Consider the following 21,892-nt stretch of genomic DNA (forward strand, 5'->3'; position numbering starts at 1 on the left):
CTTCAGGCCTCTGCTCGCTACCTCTGAAATCGCTTCTCGGTAGTCAATGATTACCTCAACCCTCTCCTGTTCTTAGGAGAGGGAGATTTTAGTCGTTGCTATAGTTTGGGCTTCAGTTTTATAGTTAGCATTAACCCACCCCTACCCCTCCCGAGAGAGGAATTGCTGCCACAGCTACAGCTTGTGATATAGTTCAATAGTTACAGATCACGAACAGGCAGGCGCAACCTGACACAAGAAACTATAACCACGAAAAGGCTACAGCACTATAGCTATTGAAATAAACTATAGCTTAACTATCGAGCGATTTCAGTCTTTGGGTTGAGCGCCTCGAGAGGTTCCGGTGCCGATAGGCATGGCGAGGGACGAGCAAAAGAAAGGTACACCGCGCGATGCCCGAAGACGGGGCCTCGCGGCCGGGAGCGCACCAAAGTAACTATAGCACAATTGGTAAGTAAAGCTCCCAGGATCAGTAGTGGCTATGAAAGAAGCTGCTTGTGTCATGTAGTAACTATAGTTAGCTATAAGACGCATAAGATGTCTCGACTAACGCTCTACATGACAAAAGAGAAGCTATAGCCTTAAAATCCAGCAGAGAAGTAGTTCTATCAGATATACAACAACAAAAATCAGCCTTAATCTCATAGAAACACCTACCTGATTAACCATAACCTATTTCAGAAATCCGTAAAATAACATAAGCTATTTAGCTGAGGCATTGCAGAGTTTCATCTAAAAAATGCTATATTTACCTAATAAGCCATTTGCGTATGATGCTAGAGTGGGTAACCGTAATATTGCTGATCGTGATCGGGCTCGTCCTGATTATTGTTGAACTGGTGTTTATACCGGGTACTACCCTTATTGGTATCCTTGGATTTGTGCTGGCAGGTATTGGCATCTGGTTCGGCTACGCCACGCTTGGCACCCCCATCGGCCATATCATACTTGGGCTAACTGTACTGGTATCTGGAGTAGCTTTTTTCTATAGTTTCCGGGGAGACTCCTGGAACAGGTTTGCCCTGAAAGAAAGCATCGACAGCCGCGTAAATGAAGAATACCAGCATAATCTGCAACTGGGAGAAACAGGCATAACCGTATCAGCGCTTCGTCCTCAAGGCATGGCCATGTTTAATGAACAGCGCCACGAGGTACAGAGCAAAGGTGAATTTATCTCTTCCAACACGACAGTACGCATCATTAAGTTAAATCAACATAAAATAATAGTAGAAGCAGTAACCTAAGCCAAATGGAAAACCTATCCGTTCTTTTTCTGATAGCAGGAGCCCTTATCCTGCTCATGATCTTTTTATACTTTGTACCGATCAGCCTCTGGATCACAGCACAATTCTCTAACGTACGCGTAGGTTTGCTGGAACTGGTGTTTATGCGTATCCGTAAGGTGCCGCCAAGCCTGATCGTAAACTCGATGATCAACGCCACCAAAGCGGGCATAGCTGTTACTACTTCTGAGCTCGAAACACACTACCTGGCAGGCGGTAATGTGCCCAATGTTATCAAAGCCCTCATCTCTGCCGACAAAGCCAACATTCCGCTATCGTTTAAACAGGCAACAGCTATCGACCTGGCAGGCCGCGATGTGTTTGAGGCCGTTACAACATCAGTTAACCCGAAAGTAATTAACACACCTAACGTAGCCGCTGTAGCGCAGGACGGTATTCAGCTGATAGCCAAAGCACGTGTTACCGTGCGCGCCAACATTATGCAGTTGGTGGGTGGTGCCGGTGAAGAAACAATTCTTGCTCGTGTTGGCGAAGGTATCGTAACCTCTATCGGTTCTTCTGCATCGCACAAAGGCGTACTCGAGAACCCGGATATGATCTCGAAACTGGTACTGCAGAAAGGCCTTGATGCCGGAACCGCCTACGAGATCTTATCGATCGACATTGCCGACGTGGACGTAGGAGAAAACATTGGTGCCAAGCTACAGATAGACCAAGCCAATGCTGACCTGAAAGTAGCCGAAGCCCGCGCTGAAGAACGCCGTGCCATGGCCGTTGCCGAAGAGCAGGAAATGAAAGCCAGAGCGCAGGCTGCCCGTGCCAACGTTATCCAGGCTGAAGTAGAAATACCACAGGCTATTGCAGCAGCTTTCCGTGGCGGCAACCTGGGCATAATGGATTACTATAAGATGCAGAACATCCAGTCTGATACGGATATGCGCAACTCTATTGCCAACCCTAATCAGGGCAGCACCAACCCTAATAAACCAAAAGAGTAACTTTATAGTTATCCTATAGTTTCAGAAGCCGGAGCATGTTATGTTCCGGCTTTTTTTATTTGCACGGGGACCAGTGATTTGGGGATTTTTCAGATTCATAAGATTAAGTTGTTGCTATAGTTTCAACCCTTCCCCTTTTGTCGAGAGTCCCCCCAAACAGGGAAAGGAGGTTCTGCTGTAGTTCTATAGTTGCCGCAGTAATTCATTTCGCTGCCGCGGGTTTATAACTTGCGTCAAACGATAGGGTTAAGTTTGTAACGCAACTGGACCAGAAAGGACAGGAATTTGTCTGAATCAGGATTTGGGATGTTGCTATAGTTGCAATTATGGTTCTATAGCTACTGTCGCAACACCCCTGTGAGCTACGCTCGCAAGCTTCGAACTCCCATTCTCACTTGTCCTCAAGGGGCAGTTTCTGTCGATGCTATAGTTTAGGCTATCTTTCTATAGCTAGCGCTTGTGACCCCCTACCCCCTTCGAAGGGGGACTTTGAGCTGTTGCTATAGTTAGTACTATAGTTGGCAATTAACCCACCCCTGCCCCCTCCCGAGAGGGGAATAGTTGCCTTTGCTTTAGTTGCAGCTATAGTTCTATAGTTACAGACCATGAGCAGGGCAGGTTTACCTGTCCATAAGGAACTACTACCACGAAAAGGCTACAGAACTATAGCCATAGATCAAACTATAGCTGTAGCTATCGAAAGATTTCAGTCTTTGGGTTGAGCGCCTTGTAGATTTCTGGTGCCGAAAGGCATTGTGACGTAGGAACAAAAGAAATGTACACCGCGCGATGCCCGAAGACAGGGCCCCGCGGCCGTGAGCGCACCAAAGCAACTATAAAACGGTAGGCTTGTAGAGCTCCCAGGATAAGTGGTAACTATAGCATAAACTACTTGTGGCAAGTAGCAACTATAGTTAACTATAGGCCAAATAAGATGTCTCGACTGCGATTAACTAAAAATAAGAAAGCCGGTACTTGTAACAGCACCGGCTTTCTTATTTATGTTAAAGACTGTAAATCTTAACTTTCTTTCAGCGTAATCTTACGCTCAACTGTGTTATATGGGCCAGGTACTACACTGCCATTGTTATCCAGTAACTCCAGCTTTATAGTTGACTCACCCATTGGCAGGCCTTCAATAATGTATGGTAACCAGCGATCCAGCATAAACTCAGTTCCGTTTATAGTCGCACGTACCTTGTTACCAGTAGTGCTCAGCTCAGTGTTCACCAGGTAAAAATCAAGCATGATCTTCTCGGTATCCTTACCAACATACTCACCTTTAGGGCGGCTGTAGAACATGTGTGGTGCTTTCAGGTCGAAGTTCATGCGCTCTGCTGGCTTACCGGCTGTAACAATGCGCAGGTCGTAAGCGCCTTTGTGCTTCAGGCTCTCGTGGTAAGAGCGAGACAGGAACGAAAGGATAACGTGATCGCCTTCAGATAATTCTTTTGTGAACGTAGTCTCATAATGCGCCGTATATGGCTCATTATCAACTATGTTGTGAATGTGCTGACCCTCATGCGAGTTAGCCATGTGCTCTGCGTTAGAGTGCGGCGTCATGCGGGTAAGCTGGTAGTTCGACAGGCTGTAGTTAAACTCTACCGGACCAGGCTCTACAAGGCCACCTGCAGGTGGTGTGTTCAGGCGCAAAGCCGATTCAGGGTATTGCTGTGAATCGTCGAAAGCATAAACGCGCAATCCGTCTTTGCTCATTACTGCTCCGGCGGGTGTAGGGCCAGTTGAGGTGGTAGTAACTACAGGAGTTTCGTTATCCTGCGTTTGTCTGGCGGTATCGCACGCCGAGAAGCCCAGCAAAAGGGCGGCTGCCAGGCCTAAGTAGGTTTTTTTCATCTGTTAGATATTAGGTTAGCAATCCAGCTAAGTTAGTGAATTTATTTTTTTCGTATATTGCGAACTACGTGATTAACACAAAAAAGTATACAGCAAAATAATATGAGTGAAATTTTGTTCGACGAAATTCCGTCTTTGGACTTAGCGGATTTTACGTCAGGTGACGCTGAAAGAAGGGCTCGATTTGTGAAACAGTTGGGTGAAGCGTACCAGAATATTGGATTTATTGCCCTCCGTAACCACGGCCTGAGCGATGAGCTGACTGAGAGGCTGTATGCTGCTACCAAAAAGTTTTTTGCCTTACCTGATGAAGTTAAGCAGAAATATGAAGAGCCGGAACTAGCCGGACAGCGTGGCTATGTTGGTAAGTTTAAAGAGAAAGCAAAAGGCTTTAACACCGGCGACTTAAAAGAGTTTTACCACGTTGGCCAGGAACTAAGCGATATTCCGGACAGCGACCCAATCAAAGCAGAATATCCGGAAAACATCTTCCCAACGGAGGTACCAGAATTTAAAGAAGTAACCTTAGAAGCTTACCGTAAACTGGAAGCGGCCGGCAAAGAAGTACTGCGCGCTATTGCTATACACCTTGGGCTGGAAGAAAACTACTTCGATGAGAAGGTAAAATTCGGCAACAGCATTCTGCGCCCTATTCACTACTTCCCGATCGAGAACCCGGACAGCGTACCAGCCGATGCTGTACGTGCAGCTGAACACGGTGATATTAACCTGATCACGTTGCTGATGGGAGCTAGTGCCGACGGTTTGCAGGTACTTCGCCGCGATGGCCATTGGATTCCGATTACAGCGTTGCCGGAGCAGGTAGTAGTAAACGTGGGCGATATGATGGCACGCTTAACCAACAACAAGCTGAAGTCTACGATTCACCGTGTGGTTAACCCGCCGCGCGAGCTCATGAACACATCCCGTTTCTCTATTCCGTTCTTTATGCACCCACGCTCCGAAATGGACCTGACCTGCCTGGAGAGCTGCATAGATGAGCAGAACCCGAAAGCTTACCCGGATGCAACAGCAGGCGAATACCTGAATGAGCGTTTGATAGAACTTGGCCTTAAAAAAGCTTAAGTATTAATATTTTAAAATATTTAAAAGAGAGATAGGTAGAAGCTGTCTCTCTTTTTTTATTTTTACCCGTTATGAGCTTGCGCTACTACATCTTTCTGAAAGACGTGTTGCTTCTTGCCCTTACCGCATTTGGGGGGCCGCAGGCACATATCGCTATGATGTTTAAGCTGCTGGTAGAAAAGCGCCGCTACCTCACCGATCAGGAGCTCATCGAGCTTAACGCGCTTTGCCAGATTTTGCCTGGCCCTACATCCACCCAAACTATAACTGCTATTGGTTTCCGAATTGGCGGCCCAAACCTGGCTTATCTAACACTGCTTGTCTGGATAACACCTGCGGCTACTATTATGGCACTGGCAGGTTTTGTGATATCGTACCTGCAGGAGAACAACATTTCACTTCATTTTCTACGGATCATACTGCCCATGGCGGTTGGGTTTGTAGCCTATGCTGCCTGGAAGATCAGTGTAAAAGTAGTGAACACGAAGGTAGCTATCGGGCTTATGGTGGTTTCGGCGGTACTGTCGTACTTTTTCCGGTCGCCGTGGGTTTACCCGCTGTTGCTGGTTGCCGGTGGTGCCGTTACGGCTTTGCGCTTTAAACAACACCCACGCGAGTTGGATAAGCGCCTGCATATACAATGGGCTAACTTCTTACTGTATGTAGGGGTGTTTGTGCTGGCGGCTGCTTTGGGTGGGGCCACTTCGTCGTTGCCGGTCAGGTTATTCGAGAACTTTTACCGTAACGGCAGCATGGTATTTGGTGGCGGGCAGGTGTTGGTACCGCTAATGTATACCGAGTTTGTGCAGTTTAAAGGCTACCTCACCGGCGAGGAGTTTCTGTCTGGTTACGCCATAGCACAAGCCTTGCCAGGTCCGACTTTTTCTTTTACATCCTTTGTAGGGAACTTGGCAATGCGCGAGTATGGTGTTGCAGGGCAGTTTTTAGGATCATTTGTGGCTACGGTGGGTATCTTTTTGCCGGGCACCTTTCTTATCTTCTTCGTTATCCGCTTCTGGGACCAGCTTAAGAAGTACCGCGTAGTGCGGGCATCTTTAGAAGGCATCAGCGCTGTAAGCTCCGGCATGGTAGTAGCCGCCGCCATCATGCTCTACCACCCCATTGATAACACGCTGCTTAACTTCGGTATAGTAGTAGCCACGTTTGGGCTGCTGATGTTCACGCGCATTCCTGCTCCGGTACTTATCTTAACTGGCTTGTTGTTGGGATTTGTGTTGTAGGGAATTATTGCTCAACAAAGAAGTCTTCATCTAAGTGCTTAACTTCATAAGTTGCCTTAACCTGCACACCAACATTGTACTCGTGCATTAAATCAACGAGCTTATTGCCGTCAATCAATATAATTTTATGATGGGCATTTTTAGCTTTCTCTACAGCGCCTTTATCAAATAGTGAAGTGGTAACAAATACACCTTTATTTGTGTCTCCACTCATTGCTCCGATAAAGTTTCTGATATCCTTTTCTCTAACTTTATTTTCAGTAAATCTTTTTGCTTGTATGTAGATTTTATCGAGCCCAAGCTTATCTTCATTTATAATACCATCTATTCCTCCATCAGAAGACTTTGCTGTTTCTATAAAATCTCCATATCCCATCTTTTTCAGAAGTATCAAGATAACTTTCTCAAAATAATAAGGATCAATGACTTTCAACTTCTCGAGAAGGTCATTCTTAATTTCTATTTCTATTTTATTAAAACCTTCATCTATAAGATCTTGTGGAGATGCATTGGAAATCTTCTTTATTTCTGTTGGCTTTTTATCATTTTCAGTTTGATAGAAGTCTAACATAGAAGTTTCTTCCTCTAAATGCCTTAAACTTAACTTAGACTTTTGAGACAGGCCTTTATCAGTTATTTGAACATTGCCACGTGAAGGATAATGGATAAATCCACCTTTCTTTAAGTAAGATTTCCCCCAAGCAATTCTGTTATTTATTAAGATCTCCCCCGATTTAGTCTTTTCTTCAAGAAGTTCTTTTGACAGATGTGAGTAATATTTATCAATTACTCTCTTTTGCATTTCGCGAGTATGTATAACCTCGCGATTAGATAAAACTTCTAAAATTGGATTGAAAGTTTCGTAAAACTTAGGGATTTCTTGACTTTGACTCATTTATTTTGACAGCCTCTTTACTGATTTGGATATGTAGTATTCATCTTAAAGAACAACTAACATTCTGCGCTACACCAAATATAGTATTTAGAAAATATTAAATATAGTTTAGTACTAAGATAGGGATAAACTCATTACTTTGCTCTACCGCCGTCTGTACTTATCCTTCAAAGATCTTGTCGATGTTTATGTAATAAAATGGCTTCTGAACTATAGTTGTTTGTGGAGAAGTACTTATAACTATGCGAGCGGTTAACTGATTTTACACTTGCTCAAATTCGCATAATAATGGCAAATGATCACTGATCTTTAACCATTGCTCTGAATTGCCAATTTCAATTTTTGTTAAGGTATTTTCGAACTCCCTGCTGCCAAACACATAGTCAATGTGATATGGCCTTTCGGACTTTCTATTTAAAAAGAATGTAGGTATGGATTCTTTTCCATGATCCTCCTTAAAATGCTTATGATACAAGCTGTTTATTCCCAGCTCCTGTAGTTCCCTTACTACATCCGAATGATTCCACCATCTATCCCACTGGTCCCAGATTGTATTGCTGTTAAAATCTCCTGCAATGATTACCTTCCCGAAGTTCTGCTTATTTACCTGCAGATACTTCCATAACTGGCCGATATACCCGAAGTTAGGAGAGTTGTTCTGGTGTGCCCACACTGCAAGCAGCTGAAAGCTATCATTTACTAAGCAGGGCAGAAAATACTTAACAGTGTGGTCAGTATAAAGATTGCTCCATTTAAGAAGCTCTAACTTGATGTGTTCAGCAGCGAATATGCCAAGCCCTTTGTTCTTGCTATCCCCGATCCAGTGATGGTTTTTAGCCCACTCAGCGTATCCCTCATGATGCACTTGTTCTGGACTTTCACATTCCTGGATTATGTAGATGTCAGCTTCAAATTCCAGTAGATGCTGAAATTTATTTCTTAAAGCGCCATTACAATTCCAGGTTACGATTTTCATCTATCGGGTGCAGTCACATAAGTATGTATTCTACTAAACATATAGAATTATAGATATATCAATGCAGTTAGCCTGCCAGGTTAGCACTAAATTTACTTCTGAACCCGAACTCTACTCCACCGGCAAGTAAAGCTTAACCGTTCCCGGATGAAGGTGCAGATTGTCGAGGTGGCCCATTTGCTTTTTGTCTTTGGTGATAAGGTGCATGTGCAGGAACGTGTCGTGGTGCGTAAAAACAGCTTTGTGCTCTGTCGAGAAGAAGCCAACAATCTCTACCTCCTGGTTCTCCAAACTATAGTTTGTCATCCCCTGGTGGGCTTCGTCGGGCGAGCTGACCTGGGTACCTTTGGGCAGGTTTACGATGTGTATCTGGGCACTATCGACAGTAGCCTCCAACCTGAAAGCAAACGGCCTTCTTGCCTGTTTCGTGGCCTGATCCAGGAAAGCTTCCAGTTGGCTCATAGTTCGGATACTGTCGGGCAGTGGCTGTTCTCTCCAATCGGGCACGTTGGCATATACAAAGAAAGGCGCTTTTACATCAAAGGTCTCTTCCACACGCATCTCCGCCTCCGACACGACAGTGGATTTGTAGGATTTGCCATTTACAATCAGAAGCTCACCGGAAAGGTACTCCACTGGCCCTAGTCCGTACAAATGCTCCTTGTCTTCGATAGTGTCTAATGCTATAGTTCCCTGCAACTCTCCTTTCCACATCACATTGCGCATAGCCCCTACTACCTGCACAGTTGTATCGGGCTGGTTCTTTTCTATAGTTGTAGCACAGCCAACAGACAGTACAACTATAGTATAGGCAGCGATTGCAGTGATAAGGTGGCGGAAGTTCATGGGGCGTTTCTATAGTTTAGCGTTTCTCTTTCAGCATTCTCAGCAGGTACTCACCATAGCCGCTTTTGCGGAGCGGTTCTGCCACAGCTTTCAGTTCTTCATCGGAGATAAAGCCCATACGCCAGGCTACTTCTTCAATGCAGCCGATCTTCAGGCCTTGCCGCTCTTCTATTACTTGCACAAAGGTAGCCGCCTGCATCAGCGACTGAATGGTACCGGTATCCAGCCAGGCTGTGCCACGGTTTAGGATGCCTACTTTAAGCTTGCCACGGCGCAGATACTCTTTGTTCACGTCCGTAATTTCGTACTCGCCACGTGCGCTTGGCTCCAGGCTCTTGGCTATACTTACTACATCGTTATCATAAAAGTAAAGACCTGGCACGGCATAGTTAGATTTCGGATTTGCGGGCTTTTCTTCAATAGAAACCGCCTTGTTATTGGCATCAAACTCCACCACCCCATAGCGCTCCGGGTCGTGCACGTGGTAGGCATATACCACACCGCCATCAGGGTTGTTATTGGCCTGCAGCAGCTTGCTCATACCCGAACCATAGAAGATGTTATCGCCCAGTACCAGTGCTACTTTATCCTTGCCAATAAACTCCTCGCCTATTACAAAGGCCTGCGCCAGTCCGTTGGGCACTTCCTGCACCTTGTAACTGAACCTGCATCCAATCTGTGAGCCATCACCCAGCAGGCGCTCAAACATCGGCAGATCGTGCGGTGTGGAGATGATCAGAATCTCACGAATACCGGCCAACATCAGTGTTGAGAGCGGGTAATAAATCATCGGCTTGTCGTACACCGGCATCAGCTGCTTGCTAACAGCCAGTGTAAGCGGGTGAAGTCTGGTTCCGGAGCCCCCGGCAAGTATGATTCCTTTCATTTATTGATGGCTTGATGGTTGAAGGTTAAATGGTTGATTCTGACAGCGATTGTCATCCCCCTACCCCCTTCAAAGGGGGACTTGGTAAGAAGTATAATTCCCCTCCTCGGAGGGGTTAGGGGTGGGTTAACTATAGCAAACCAACAATTTAACCTTAAACAATTTAACAATTTACAACCTATCGGTTGGTGTACTGCTCTTCGTAGTAATGCGTATAGTTGCCGCTGGTCACGTGCTCCAGCCACTCGTTATTTTCCAGATACCAGTCTACAGTTTTGCTCAGGCCTTCTTCAAACGTAACCGATGGTTTCCAGCCCAGTTCGTTTACCAGTTTAGATGAATCTATCGCGTAACGCAGGTCGTGGCCGGCACGGTCTTTTACAAACGTAATCAGCTTGCGCGAATGTCCTTTTTCCCGACCCAGTTTTTCGTCCATCACATCGCAGAGCAGTTCGATCAGATCCAGGTTCTTCCACTCGTTGATACCGCCAATGTTATAAGTATCACCAACCTTGCCATTATGGAAGATCACATCAATGGCGCGGGCATGGTCTAACACATAAAGCCAGTCGCGTACGTTTTCGCCTTTGCCATAAACCGGCACCGGGCGCTCGTTTTTGATATTGTTGATGGCCAGCGGAATCAGCTTCTCAGGAAAATGGTTCGGGCCATAGTTGTTGGAGCAGTTGGATATCTTTACCGGCAAGCCATAGGTGTGATACCAGGCACGCACAAAATGATCGGAACTTGCTTTGGAAGCTGAATAAGGCGAGCGCGGGTCGTAAGGCGTTTCTTCGGTAAACAAGCCATCTTCGCCCAGTGAGCCATATACTTCGTCGGTAGAGATGTGGTAGAACAAATGCTTTTCCAGATCATCAGCCCAGTGCTTTTTAACCGCAAGCAACAGGTTTACGGTGCCAATTACGTTAGTTTGCACAAAAGCCAGCGGATCGGCAATAGAGCGGTCCACATGCGACTCGGCAGCCAGGTGAATAACAGCATCAAACTTATAGTTGCCAAAAATCTCGTCCAGGTAAGCCGCGTCTGTTATATCACCTTTCAGGAAACTATAGTTCTCCTTGTGCTCAATGTCTGTCAGGTTCTCCAGGTTACCGGCATAAGTGAGCTTGTCCAGGTTATAGATCTGGTAGTTAGGGTATTTGTTTACAAACAACCGCACCACATGCGAGCCGATAAAGCCTGCTCCGCCTGTTATTAATATCTTCATGTTATAAGTCTGCTGTAGTGTTTTGTAAATGCAATTGCCAGTCCCAGGCGCTTTTCATGGCCTCTTCCAGGGTGCTGGTGGTTTTAAAGCCGAGTTCTTCGGTAGCCTTGGTTACGTCAGCATATATTTTAGGCACATCGCCCACGCGGCGCGGACCTATTTTATAGTTCAGTTTTACGCCCGTAGCACGCTCAAACGCATGAATGGCTTCCAGTACCGTATTTCCCTCTCCAGTGCCGACGTTAAAAAATTCTATGGCTTCGGTTTTATTTCGCAGCAATCTTTCAATAGCTACTACATGTGCTTTGGCAAGGTCCACTACATGCACATAGTCGCGGATACAGGTTCCATCTGAGGTATCGTAATCATCTCCGAAAACAGTGATCTGCTCACGGATGCCGGCAGCAGTTTGCGTAATGAAAGGCACCAGGTTGTTGGGTACGCCTAAAGGTAATTCGCCAATTTGGGCTGAAGGATGCGCCCCGATCGGGTTGAAGTAACGCAGCGCTATGCTCTTGATGTTGCTATTTCCACTGTTAGCCAGGTCAGTCAGGATCTCTTCGCATACTTTTTTGGTGTTACCATATGGCGAGTTGGCTTTCTGCACCGGCGTTTGCTCGGTTACCGGCAACTGCTCTGGTATACCATACACGGTACACGACGAAGAGAAGACCAGTTTTTGTACATCAAACTCCTGCATTACCTGCAGCAGCGTTACCAGAGAGCCTACGTTGTTGTGGTAATACATCAACGGCTTCTCCACCGACTCCCCAACTGCCTTGTAAGCCGCAAAGTGGATAACACCAACTAAAGTCTGCTCCTGCTCGAACACTTGGCGCATGGCATCTGCATCCGTACAGTCGATGCGGTGGCATGTTACATCGCGCCCAACTATAGCTTTTATGCCTTCCAGCGAGCGCTCTTCGGAATTAGAAAAATTATCAACTATAACCGGCTCATAGCCTGCCTGCAACAACTCTACTACTGTGTGTGAGCCAATGTAGCCAGCACCGCCTGTCACTAAAATCTTCTGCATGTCTATATTCTATCAGCTTTGGAAGCTGGGTTTAGTCTCTTATTCTTTGTAAAGTTACAATATTCTGCCTAATCATTTCACTGCCCGCACCATACGGTCTTTGCCAAACAGATCCTGCACCACTTTGGCTTCCGCAAAGCCAGCCTGCAAGAGTACATCGCAGGTTTCCTGCCCGTAGCGTTCGTTTATTTCAAAATACAGTTTGCCACCAAGCTTCAGTAAACTATAGCCTACTATAGCAATGCGTTTGTAAAATTTCAGCGGATCGGTGTCGGGTACGAAAAGGGCCAGGTGCGGTTCGTAGTCCAGCACGTTGGCTCGCATCAATTGCTGCTCTTCTTCCAGCACATAAGGCGGGTTGCTGGTAATGATATCCAACGAGCCCGGAACTATAGTTTGTACATCGTCGAAAATATCCTGGTGCAGCCAGTTTATAGTTTGCTTATAGTTTGCAGCATTAGCCTTCGCCACCTCCAAGGCTCCCTCCGATACTTCCAGCCCATAAATTACTTCTGTGTGTGAGTTAGCCGCTAATGCTACAGGAATGCAACCGCTGCCAGTACATATATCCAGTATCCGTAAGCCTTGCTGATTCCGGTGTTCCTTTATTACTAGGTCTACCAATTCTTCGGTTTCGGGGCGCGGAATAAGCACACTGGCATTTACCTGCAACTCTAACCCATAAAAATGCGCTATGCCCAGTACATATTGCAATGGTTCATTTTTCAGCAGACGACTAACTATAGTTTGTAGCTGCTCCTGTTGGGCTATAGTTATTTCCTGTAGTTGGTTCAGGCTGAGTTGTACGCGGTTTTGTTGCAGCACATGTTCCAGCACCTGCTGTGCTATGGCACCGGCTTCCGGCTCCGGGTAAATGGCCGTAAGCTGTTGTTTTATAGTTTGCGTTGTCTGCTGTATGGTAGTCACACGTATAGTTTGTGTTGATTTCGGTATCTTTGCAAAAGTACGGTTTAAGATTTGAAAATTTGGAGGTTTGAAGATGTAGAGATGAAATTGCACGTCTAACTCAAGACGCTAAGTATTGCGTCTCTACACCTTTAACTTTCTAACTTCCAAACTTTTTAACTTTCTAACTAAGCGAGCTTTCTAACTTGAATAAGGTGTTTTACATGCGGCGTGCGCTGGAACTTGCCAGATTGGGAAGTGGCTATACGGCCCCTAACCCGATGGTGGGCTGCGTGGTAATGCATAAGGAGCAGGTAATTGGTGAAGGCTGGCACCACCAGTACGGTGGCCCGCACGCCGAGATAAATGCCATTGCCAGTGTACACGACAAAAGCCTCTTACCGGAAAGCCGTGTGTATGTAACGTTAGAACCCTGCTCACACTTCGGTAAAACGCCGCCTTGTGCTGATTTGCTGATAAACAGTGGCGTGCGCGATGTCGTGATCTGTAACCTGGACCCGAACCCGTTGGTAGCTGGCCGCGGTGTGCAGAAGTTGTTGGATGCAGGCATAAAAGTAGAGACCGGCTTGCTGGAGCAGGAAGGCCAGGAGCTGAACAAGCGCTTTTTTACCAGTCATCGTTTGAAACGACCTTACATTACACTGAAGTGGGCTGAAACAGCTGATGGATTTATAGCCGGCCCGGGTTGTGAGCAAGTCCAGATAAGTGGCGCACTGGCAAAACGCTTTGTGCATAAGCTTCGCGCCGAAGAGCAAGCCATTTTGGTAGGCACCCGCACTGCGCTACACGATAACCCACGTCTGAACACCCGGCACTGGAGTGGCAAAAGCCCCATCCGAATCGTTATAGATCGTCAGCTAAGCTTGCCGAAAACTATAAACCTGTTCGATAGAAGACAGCCAACTATAGTTTACAACTATAAAAAACAGGAAGAGCAGGAAAATCTGTACTTTGTGCAGCTGCATGAAAACGAACCCTTGCTGCCACAGATTATGACCGATCTGCATAAGCGTAATGTCATCTCTGTTTTAGTAGAAGGTGGCACTTACCTGCTTGAAAGCCTGTTGCAAGAAAACCTCTGGAACGAAGCTTTTATTCTTAAAAACACTGCCTTAACTATAGCTGATGGCATCAAAGCCCCAACTATGAACTATGGCACATTAACAGAGCAGCAAACATTAGGCTCCGACCAGTTGTTGCATTACCGAAATATTTAACAACAATCAGCAATTAACAATCAACAATTAAATACATGGCCGAATCGCTTATAGTTGACCAGAACCTTAGTAAAGAAGAAAAATATAAGAGCCTGTTACCGCAAATTGAAGCTTTAACAACCGGCGAAACAGATTTGATCGCTAACATCTCAAACCTGGTAGCTGCCCTGAAGCAAGGGTTCGGCTTTTTCTGGGTAGGCGTTTATTTTAACAAAGAAGGCCAGTTGGTGCTTGGTCCGTTTCAGGGGCCGATTGCCTGCACACGCATTCCTTATCACAAAGGTGTTTGTGGTGCCTGCTACACCCGCCGCGAAACGATACTGGTTCCTGACGTAGAAGCTTTCCCGGGCCACATTGCCTGCTCCAGCGACTCTAAATCAGAAATTGTAGTGCCGGTTATAAAAGATGACGAAGTAAAACTGGTATTGGACGTAGACAGCGACAAACTAAACGACTTCGACGAAGTTGACCAGAAATACCTAGAGCAGCTGATGAAGCTGGTAGAGAGCTGGTATTAGTTTCGTTACTCGTTGTTTGTTAATCGTTATTCGAAGACCTCGTAGCGTGCGCAGCTCCTACGAACGTCCTATCAGCCACGAACTATAGTTGATCGTTGGGAATAAAACCCACCCCTACCCCTCCGAGGAGGGGAATTTCTGGAATCGCGATTACAACATCTTATAAATTCGGCTAATCCTTAAATCTTCATTAATCCCGGTTCAGACAAAAAGGCCGCTGCAACTATAGTTGCAGCGGCCTTTTTATGGTCTTTTGTCCTTTGTCTAAAAATCCTTTGTCAGGTAAGACTACCCAAACAACGTTGGTGGTGGCGTTTTAAGCTGGGCAATTACGGTTTCGCCGCCTTTGGTTTTCTGACCTAGCTGAACCTTAACTTCCGTATCCAGTGGCACAAATACGTCTACACGCGAGCCGAACTTAATGAAACCAAACTCTTCGCCCTGGCTTACTTCGTCGCCTTCATTTACATACCAAACTATACGGCGGGCCATGGCACCGGCAATCTGGCGGAAAAGCACCTCTGGGCCGGCAGTAGATTCTACAACCACCGTAGTGCGCTCGTTCTGCGTGCTTGATTTCGGGTGCCAGGCTACAAAATAGTTACCTGGGTGGTATTTAAAATACTTTACGATGCCTGAAACCGGGTTACGTGTAACGTGCACGTTTATCGGCGACATAAAGATGGAGATCTGCTTACGCTTGTCTTTGAAATACTCCGGCTCTTCCACTTCCTCAATTACCACCACTTTACCATCAGCAGGGGCTACCAGCAGGTCTTCGTGCAGCAACAGGTTACGATACGGGCTACGGAAGAACTGCAGTATAAGCAGGAACAGCACAACTGACACGCCAGTAAAAATTTTGTTGAAGGTGCTGTTAGCAGGGTTGAAGTGATACAGTAACAGGTTCAGCACCACTAATATCAGCAATGTAAAAAACAGAATCTTTCGTCCTTCTTTATGAATTTTCATTCGTGTGTTGTGTAAAAAACTGCAGCACTTTATAAGTTATAATAGCCCATCCAGTTTAGTAGATGGGCTATTAGCTTTGCCAAAATTATATAATCTTTTGCTTATTTTAAATTAAATCTTCTCTTAGAAGCCGCCGCGGTACTTATATGTCATGGCAACCTTGTCAATAGCAACAATATAGGCAGCAATACGCATAGGTACATTATATTTCTGAGATGCGGAATAAACCCGCTCAAACGACTCATTCATAATGCGTTCGGCACGCTCGTTCACGCGGTCCAGTGTCCATTTAAAGCCCATGCGGTTCTGTACCCACTCAAAGTAAGATACTGTTACGCCACCTGAGTTTGCCAGAATATCCGGCACTACCATAATTCCTTTTTCGTTGATGATGTTATCGGCTTTATAAGAAGTTGGCCCGTTAGCACCCTCTACTATAAGTCTGGCCTGTATCTTTTCTACGTTCTTTATCGTGATCACATCTTCTACAGCGGCCGGCACAATCACATCTACTTTAGATGTCAGCAGTTCATCCGGGTCCATCATTTCAGCACCCTTGTAACCTTCCAGACGGCCATTATGTGCGTTTTTGTACTCAATGGCATCTTCAATATTGATGCCGTTGTCGTTCCAGTAAGCACCGCTCACATCACTCACGCCCAAAATCTTCACGCCACGTTCTGCCATCAGTTTGGCAGCCCATGCGCCAACATTACCAAAACCCTGAATAGCAGCAGTTGATTTTGCCGGATCCATGCCCAGCTTATCCATAGCAGCCATTGCCGAAACCATTACGCCACGGCCAGTAGCTTCTACACGCCCCAGCGAGCCGCCCAGTACAAGTGGCTTACCAGTAACAACAGCATGTACCGTAGAGCCTTTCGTTTTAGAGTATTCATCCATCAGCCAGGCCATCTCGCGCGGGCCTGTACCCATGTCCGGCGCCGGAATATCCTGGTCAGGGCCAAAAGTATCAGCCAGTGCCGCCGTGTAGGCTCTTGTCAAGCGCTCTATTTCGCCAGCCGACATGGTAAACGGATCGCATATTATACCGCCTTTGGCACCACCGTAAGGAATATCCACTACGGCACATTTCCAGGTCATCCAGGCAGCAAGCGCCTTTACTTCATCCAGAAACACATCCGGAGCATAACGAATACCGCCTTTTGACGGACCAAGGATAGTGGAATGTATGACACGGTAACCCTCAAAAACACGCACTTTGCCATCATCCATTGTAACAGGTACATTCACAATAACCTGGCGGGTAGGAGACTTTAGTACATTGTATATTTCTTCATCGAGCCCCAATATTTCGGCTGCAACATTGAAGCGTGACATCATCGATTCGAAAGGGTTTTCTCTGTCCTTGATGGGTGCTGGCTCTTTGTATAACATACTTTAACTTTTTGAGTTTATCAGTGATTATTACGAAGCAAAGGTATATAAATTACACTTTTAACCTGCAAATGTCCAAGCAACAAAATCAGAAGATTTGCAGATATGCCACTATAAACGGAATAGACATAATAAGGCTGTCAAAACGGTCCAGAATACCGCCGTGGCCAGGCAAAAGCGTACCCGAATCCTTCACGCCCAGGCTGCGCTTTAGCATGGACTCTACCAGATCGCCGAGCACGCCAAAAACAGCAACTATAATACTGATCCCCAGCCACTGAGCCACGGTCAGGTCCTGCAGGTATATGCTCAGCACATAGCCTACCAGCATGGTGAGCACAGTGCCACCAGCCCAACCTTCCCAGGTTTTGCCCGGCGATACGCGCTCCAGTAATTTATTTTTCCCGAAGTTTTTCCCTGCAATATACGCCCCGGTATCGGCAGACCAGATCAGCAGCATCAGGCCAAGCACGGGTTGCCAGGTATAGTCACCGGGCAGGTAGGCCACTTTGTGCAGCAGCCCGAATGGCAGCGCCACATATAAAACACCCAGCAGTGTAAAAGCAATGTTAGTGAAAGGTTGAGGCTGCTTGCGGTATAGTTCCAGCACAAAAACCAGCCCCAGTAGCGGGAGCGTTAGGTACAGAAGCTGCGGCGACATGATCTCTTCTTCTATCAGGAAAAAGGAAACATACAGCAGGCCACCCAACGCGATGCCTATACCTTTGTTAGGTCTTATATCCTGCGCACCTGCCAGTTTATAGAACTCCAGTAAGCCCAGCAAGGTAAGACCAAGGAAAAGAGCCGCATAAGCCCAGGGGTTAACTACAATACTACCCACAAACAGGGCGGCGCCCAACACCCCTACTATAATACGTTGCCATACATTACTCAGTCCCGAAATATTCTTGCCCATTTAGTAGAGGATGCTGTTTGAGCATTAAAGGTATAAAATTATCTATATTTTCGGACGTCTATACCTCAGTTTCGGCCAGAGCCTGTTCTCGTTTCGGCACTTCTTTAAACTCTGTATACAAGTAGTACAATACAGCCGCGCTCAACAGAAACGAAATTAGCACGCTCCACCAGTTCATTGGCTCCGTCGACTCTATATCAAAATCTACCGCGCCGGTTTGCTGCAGGTATAGCAGCAGCACGGTAAAACCGTTATTAAAAAAGTGCGCAACTATAGGTACCGAGATGCGGCCCGACCAGAAGTACAGGTAGCCAAACAGGGCACCCAGTATAGCGCGCGGTACAAATCCGAAGAACTGCACGTGAATGGCCGCAAATATTAACCCCGCAATCCAGATGGCGACATGCGGATTACCTGTCCAGCGGTGCAGTTGCTTTTGTAAAACACCACGGAACACGATTTCTTCGCCAATGGCCGGTATCACAGCAATCACCAGCAAACCAACCAGCAGCTTTGGCACATCATCAAAGTTGGCGATCATCTTGGTTAGTGCAGCCAGTTCGTCTTCTTTGGCACGTGCCCACTGCTCAAAGTCACTCATAAAATCCGGAAAACTCATTGTGGCATTCCAGTTTATAATAACGGAGTTGGCAGGCATAATAATGATCATCAGAAGACCTGAAAGCAGCACCAGCAGCGGCGTAACCGGCATTTTCCAGTTCAGATACGGATCGATCTTATATTTTAAAACCCGCAGCATAATAAGCGGCCCAACTACAAAAGACATGAATTGCACCACCCCCTGCAGCAGCAGCATAATATTGCGTCCGCTTGGGTGCGACGCAGGGTCTAAGGCTATGTCGGGCATTTGTATAAAGCTGATATCAAACACAGCAATAGCCAGCACAGCAAAGAAAAAACTGCCCACAAAGTAGCCGCCTACCATAAATGCCAGTAACAAAATCAGCACGGAAGCCGGGTGTGTCTCTTTAGAGATGAAACCTTTCATACAGGAGTTTAGGTTAAATTGGTGTAAATTTACGCGAATAATTAAATTTTGCTTTGGTAAAGATAGCGAACATAGAACTGGGCGAGTTCCCGCTGCTGCTGGCACCTATGGAAGACGTGAGCGATCCGCCGTTCCGGAAAGTGTGCAAAGCCAACGGGGCCGACCTGATGTACACTGAATTCATTTCCTCTGAAGGTTTGATACGCGACGCAGCCAAAAGTGTCCAGAAATTGGATATTTTTGATTACGAACGCCCCATTGGTATTCAGATATTTGGCTCCGATATTGAGTCGATGCGCGAAGCAGCAATCGTTTCGTCGCAGGCCGGGCCAGACCTGATAGATATTAACTATGGCTGCCCGGTAAAGAATGTAGCCTGCAAAGGTGCCGGTGCTGCCCTGCTGCGCGATGTACCCAAAATGGTGAAGATGACCGAGGAAATTGTGAAAGCAACCAACCTGCCGGTTACCGTTAAAACCCGCCTGGGCTGGGACGAAAACACCAAGTACATCGTAGAAACTGCGGAAAGATTACAAGATATCGGGATAAAAGCGCTGAGCATACACGGTCGCACGCGTGTGCAGATGTATAAAGGCGAAGCCGACTGGAGCCTGATTGCAGAAGTAAAGAATAACCCGCGCATGCACATCCCGATCTTCGGAAACGGCGACATTGACTCTCCGCAGAAGGCACTGGAGTACCGCAATAAGTATGGCGTAGATGGTATTATGATCGGCCGCGCTAGCATTGGTTACCCGTGGATCTTTAACGAGATAAAGCATTACATGGCAACCGGCGAAATGTTACCGGGCCCAACACTGGAAGAACGCGTAGAAGTTTGCCGTCAGCATTTCACCCACTCTCTGGAATGGAAAGGCGACAAACTGGGCATTTTTGAGATGCGCCGCCACTATACCAATTACTTCCGTGGTCTGCCACACTTCAAACCGCTGCGCATGAAACTGGTGCAGTCCGAAGACATTCAGGAAATTTACGACACGCTGGATGAAATCGCACAGACTATGAGCTATGCGGAGTTAGAAAGTTAGAAAGTTTAGAAGTTAGAAAGTCATACTATAGAACGCCTGTTGCTTTTGCGACGGGCGTTTTTTGTCTACCTCACCTCAATGCTCTCCTTTTATGGAGAGCCCCTACCTCCAAACAGGAGAGGGAGCTTAATTCTTAGAATTCGGTCTCTGCTATAGTTCTATTAGTTGAAGTAGATCCAACCACCCCTAACCCCTCCTTGTCTAAGGCGGGGAATTTACTGCTACTGCTATAGTTTGGGCTATAGTTCTATAGTTTTTCTATCACTGTTTCGGACTTCCTAGTCCGAAACCAATCTGCTGCGGACTTCTTAGTCCGCGTTATTCTGGTTATTTCTTTTCTTCTGTCACCCCGAAAGAATCTTGATCGCTTAGAAATCAGGCTACTACAATAACCCACCCCTACCCCTCCCGAGAGGGGAATTACTGCTATAGTTATGTTTTACCTATCGTTCTATAGTTGCTTTTTGTCATCCCCCTGCCCCCCTTCAATAATGGACTTTTTCGGCTATTGCTATAGTTAAGGTTATAGTTCTATAGGTACTGTAAGCTCACAGCAATTTTAACTTTTTAACTTCTCAAACTTTCTAACTTTTAACTATAAAAATCTTCTACTTTTGCAGCCACTTTTCAACGTACAAACTTTCTAAATTCACAACCTAATTGGCTAACATTTCAGATCAACATAAAACGGGGGCTTCGGCGCTGGCTTGGTTCCTGGTGGTTATACTGGCGCTTATCTGGGGCACTTCCTTTATCCTGATCAAAAAGGGATTGGTGGTGTACTCGTCGGACGAGCTGGGCGCATGGCGTATAACGATTGCCTGCCTTACGCTGCTGCCGTGGGCAATCAAGCATATCCGGCATGCGGAACCACGCCATTGGAAGTTTTTGCTGGGTAGCGGACTGCTGGGCAACCTTATTCCGGCTTTCCTGTTCGCTTACGCCGAAACCCGGCTTGCGAGTGGCCTGGCTGGTGTACTAAACTCGCTTACCGCACTCTTTACACTGTTGGTAGGTGCTGCTTTCTTTCATCAGCCTATCACCTGGATGCGCATGCTCGGAATTATCATCGGTATTGCGGGCACAGCGGTTCTTATCTTTTCGGGCGGCGAAAACACCAATTTCGACAATACTATGTATGGCCTCTACATCGTGGTGGCTACCATTTGCTATGGCGGCAGCGTGAACATCATTAAATACAAACTGCAGGGCCTGAAACCTTTTGTAATGTCGAGCCTGGCTTTGCTTACGGTAGGCCCTATGGCTTTTATTTACCTGCTCACCACCGATGCATTTGATAAACTGCAACACACACCCGGCGCCGGCGAAGCGTTGCTTTACATTGCCATACTTGCTGTTTTCAGTACGGCTGTTGGGCTCGTGCTTTTCAATAAGCTTATCCATATCTCTACGCCGCTGTTTGCCAGTTCATCTACTTACCTGATTCCTATAGTTGCGCTGATGTGGGGCGTGCTGGATGGCGAGACTATACACCTTTGGCATTATGTAGGCATGGTGATTATTCTGGTTGGTGTGTTTATCGTGAACAGGGCGAGGTAACAGAACCAAACTATAGCAATAAGAAAGGCTCCTGCA

General features: G+C 46.5%; 20 protein-coding genes. 8 read left to right on the top strand and 12 right to left on the bottom strand.

Features of this window, described 5'->3' with window-relative positions:
• Positions 1-755: 755 nt before the first annotated feature.
• Together GXP69_RS00915 and floA are read left to right on the top strand one after the other, a co-directional pair.
• Positions 756-1,244, top strand: a complete 489-nt coding sequence (locus GXP69_RS00915) for an NfeD family protein (RefSeq protein WP_449578163.1) — start codon at positions 756-758, stop codon at positions 1,242-1,244.
• A 5-nt stretch (positions 1,245-1,249) separates the two neighbouring features.
• Positions 1,250-2,242, top strand: coding sequence for a flotillin-like protein FloA (gene floA, locus GXP69_RS00920; RefSeq protein WP_163911130.1), 993 nt, complete (start codon positions 1,250-1,252; stop codon positions 2,240-2,242).
• A 1,020-nt stretch (positions 2,243-3,262) separates the two neighbouring features.
• Here floA and GXP69_RS00925 read toward each other — a convergent pair.
• On the bottom strand, positions 3,263-4,096 hold the full coding sequence (locus tag GXP69_RS00925; RefSeq protein WP_163911133.1) for a hypothetical protein: 834 nt from the start codon (positions 4,094-4,096) through the stop codon (positions 3,263-3,265).
• Between the two features lie 102 nt (positions 4,097-4,198).
• On the opposite strand from GXP69_RS00925, the gene GXP69_RS00930 reads away from it, so the two are divergent.
• Both GXP69_RS00930 and chrA read left to right on the top strand, forming a co-directional pair.
• Positions 4,199-5,182 carry an isopenicillin N synthase family dioxygenase gene (locus tag GXP69_RS00930; protein ID WP_163911137.1) on the top strand — a complete coding sequence of 328 codons (984 nt, stop codon included), beginning with the start codon at positions 4,199-4,201 and terminating at the stop codon, positions 5,180-5,182.
• Between the two features lie 71 nt (positions 5,183-5,253).
• A complete protein-coding gene (gene chrA, locus GXP69_RS00935; RefSeq protein WP_163911139.1) occupies positions 5,254-6,423 on the top strand; it encodes a chromate efflux transporter in 1,170 nt (389 codons plus the stop codon).
• Between the two features lie 4 nt (positions 6,424-6,427).
• On the opposite strand, the gene GXP69_RS00940 is transcribed toward chrA, so the two are convergent.
• The 7 genes from GXP69_RS00940 to prmC all read right to left on the bottom strand — a co-directional run bounded on the left by GXP69_RS00940 (position 6,428) and on the right by prmC (position 13,217).
• A complete protein-coding gene (locus GXP69_RS00940) occupies positions 6,428-7,318 on the bottom strand; it encodes a restriction endonuclease (RefSeq protein WP_163911141.1) in 891 nt (296 codons plus the stop codon).
• A gap of 262 nt (positions 7,319-7,580) precedes the next feature.
• The gene (locus GXP69_RS00945) at positions 7,581-8,294 is read right to left on the bottom strand and encodes an endonuclease/exonuclease/phosphatase family protein (protein ID WP_163911144.1); all 714 of its coding nucleotides are present in this window, start codon (positions 8,292-8,294) and stop codon (positions 7,581-7,583) included.
• A gap of 111 nt (positions 8,295-8,405) precedes the next feature.
• Positions 8,406-9,140 (bottom strand): acetolactate decarboxylase, encoded by a 735-nt coding sequence (locus tag GXP69_RS00950; RefSeq protein WP_204281875.1) that lies wholly within the window; start codon positions 9,138-9,140, stop codon positions 8,406-8,408.
• Between the two features lie 16 nt (positions 9,141-9,156).
• Positions 9,157-10,026, bottom strand: coding sequence for a glucose-1-phosphate thymidylyltransferase RfbA (gene rfbA / locus GXP69_RS00955; protein ID WP_163911147.1), 870 nt, complete (start codon positions 10,024-10,026; stop codon positions 9,157-9,159).
• Between the two features lie 178 nt (positions 10,027-10,204).
• Positions 10,205-11,254, bottom strand: a complete 1,050-nt coding sequence (rfbB, locus tag GXP69_RS00960) for a dTDP-glucose 4,6-dehydratase (protein WP_163911150.1) — start codon at positions 11,252-11,254, stop codon at positions 10,205-10,207.
• 1 nt (position 11,255) lies between these two features.
• Positions 11,256-12,290, bottom strand: a complete 1,035-nt coding sequence (gene galE / locus GXP69_RS00965; protein ID WP_163911154.1) for a UDP-glucose 4-epimerase GalE — start codon at positions 12,288-12,290, stop codon at positions 11,256-11,258.
• 72 nt (positions 12,291-12,362) lie between these two features.
• The gene (gene prmC / locus GXP69_RS00970; RefSeq protein WP_163911157.1) at positions 12,363-13,217 is read right to left on the bottom strand and encodes a peptide chain release factor N(5)-glutamine methyltransferase; all 855 of its coding nucleotides are present in this window, start codon (positions 13,215-13,217) and stop codon (positions 12,363-12,365) included.
• Between the two features lie 203 nt (positions 13,218-13,420).
• On the opposite strand from prmC, the gene ribD reads away from it, so the two are divergent.
• Both ribD and GXP69_RS00980 read left to right on the top strand, forming a co-directional pair.
• On the top strand, positions 13,421-14,434 hold the full coding sequence (gene ribD, locus GXP69_RS00975) for a bifunctional diaminohydroxyphosphoribosylaminopyrimidine deaminase/5-amino-6-(5-phosphoribosylamino)uracil reductase RibD (protein ID WP_163912879.1): 1,014 nt from the start codon (positions 13,421-13,423) through the stop codon (positions 14,432-14,434).
• Positions 14,435-14,469: 35 nt separating this feature from the next.
• The gene (locus tag GXP69_RS00980; protein ID WP_163911160.1) at positions 14,470-14,952 is read left to right on the top strand and encodes a GAF domain-containing protein; all 483 of its coding nucleotides are present in this window, start codon (positions 14,470-14,472) and stop codon (positions 14,950-14,952) included.
• Between the two features lie 288 nt (positions 14,953-15,240).
• Here GXP69_RS00980 and GXP69_RS00985 read toward each other — a convergent pair whose 3' ends face one another.
• From GXP69_RS00985 to GXP69_RS01000, 4 genes are all read right to left on the bottom strand, one after another.
• On the bottom strand, positions 15,241-15,924 hold the full coding sequence (locus tag GXP69_RS00985) for a phosphatidylserine decarboxylase family protein (protein ID WP_163911163.1): 684 nt from the start codon (positions 15,922-15,924) through the stop codon (positions 15,241-15,243).
• 123 nt (positions 15,925-16,047) lie between these two features.
• A complete protein-coding gene (locus tag GXP69_RS00990) occupies positions 16,048-17,322 on the bottom strand; it encodes a Glu/Leu/Phe/Val family dehydrogenase (RefSeq protein ID WP_163911165.1) in 1,275 nt (424 codons plus the stop codon).
• An 88-nt stretch (positions 17,323-17,410) separates the two neighbouring features.
• On the bottom strand, positions 17,411-18,238 hold the full coding sequence (locus GXP69_RS00995) for a phosphatidate cytidylyltransferase (protein WP_204281876.1): 828 nt from the start codon (positions 18,236-18,238) through the stop codon (positions 17,411-17,413).
• Positions 18,239-18,296: 58 nt separating this feature from the next.
• Entirely contained in the window at positions 18,297-19,247 is a 951-nt protein-coding gene (locus GXP69_RS01000; protein ID WP_163911168.1) for a CPBP family intramembrane glutamic endopeptidase, read from the bottom strand.
• Positions 19,248-19,300: 53 nt separating this feature from the next.
• On the opposite strand from GXP69_RS01000, the gene dusB reads away from it, so the two are divergent.
• Together dusB and GXP69_RS01010 are read left to right on the top strand one after the other, a co-directional pair.
• Complete coding sequence (gene dusB / locus GXP69_RS01005) at positions 19,301-20,296, top strand: tRNA dihydrouridine synthase DusB (RefSeq protein WP_163911171.1); 996 nt, start codon at positions 19,301-19,303, stop codon at positions 20,294-20,296.
• A 660-nt stretch (positions 20,297-20,956) separates the two neighbouring features.
• A complete protein-coding gene (locus GXP69_RS01010) occupies positions 20,957-21,856 on the top strand; it encodes a DMT family transporter (protein ID WP_235925520.1) in 900 nt (299 codons plus the stop codon).
• The last annotated feature ends 36 nt before the right edge of the window (positions 21,857-21,892 follow it).

This window comes from Pontibacter burrus (genome assembly GCF_010686685.1).
GTDB lineage: Bacteria > Bacteroidota > Bacteroidia > Cytophagales > Hymenobacteraceae > Pontibacter > Pontibacter burrus.

Coding starts and splice junctions, on each gene's coding strand:
- floA (WP_163911130.1), top strand. CDS start 1,250: ATGGAAAACCTATCCGTTCTTTTTCTGATAGCAGGAGCCCTTATCCTG.
- GXP69_RS00925 (WP_163911133.1), bottom strand. CDS start 4,096: ATGAAAAAAACCTACTTAGGCCTGGCAGCCGCCCTTTTGCTGGGCTTC.
- GXP69_RS00930 (WP_163911137.1), top strand. CDS start 4,199: ATGAGTGAAATTTTGTTCGACGAAATTCCGTCTTTGGACTTAGCGGAT.
- chrA (WP_163911139.1), top strand. CDS start 5,254: ATGAGCTTGCGCTACTACATCTTTCTGAAAGACGTGTTGCTTCTTGCC.
- GXP69_RS00940 (WP_163911141.1), bottom strand. CDS start 7,318: ATGAGTCAAAGTCAAGAAATCCCTAAGTTTTACGAAACTTTCAATCCA.
- GXP69_RS00945 (WP_163911144.1), bottom strand. CDS start 8,294: ATGAAAATCGTAACCTGGAATTGTAATGGCGCTTTAAGAAATAAATTT.
- GXP69_RS00950 (WP_204281875.1), bottom strand. CDS start 9,140: ATGAACTTCCGCCACCTTATCACTGCAATCGCTGCCTATACTATAGTT.
- rfbA (WP_163911147.1), bottom strand. CDS start 10,026: ATGAAAGGAATCATACTTGCCGGGGGCTCCGGAACCAGACTTCACCCG.
- rfbB (WP_163911150.1), bottom strand. CDS start 11,254: ATGAAGATATTAATAACAGGCGGAGCAGGCTTTATCGGCTCGCATGTG.
- galE (WP_163911154.1), bottom strand. CDS start 12,290: ATGCAGAAGATTTTAGTGACAGGCGGTGCTGGCTACATTGGCTCACAC.
- ribD (WP_163912879.1), top strand. CDS start 13,421: ATGCGGCGTGCGCTGGAACTTGCCAGATTGGGAAGTGGCTATACGGCC.
- GXP69_RS00980 (WP_163911160.1), top strand. CDS start 14,470: ATGGCCGAATCGCTTATAGTTGACCAGAACCTTAGTAAAGAAGAAAAA.
- GXP69_RS00985 (WP_163911163.1), bottom strand. CDS start 15,924: ATGAAAATTCATAAAGAAGGACGAAAGATTCTGTTTTTTACATTGCTG.
- GXP69_RS00990 (WP_163911165.1), bottom strand. CDS start 17,322: ATGTTATACAAAGAGCCAGCACCCATCAAGGACAGAGAAAACCCTTTC.
- GXP69_RS00995 (WP_204281876.1), bottom strand. CDS start 18,238: ATGGGCAAGAATATTTCGGGACTGAGTAATGTATGGCAACGTATTATA.
- GXP69_RS01000 (WP_163911168.1), bottom strand. CDS start 19,247: ATGAAAGGTTTCATCTCTAAAGAGACACACCCGGCTTCCGTGCTGATT.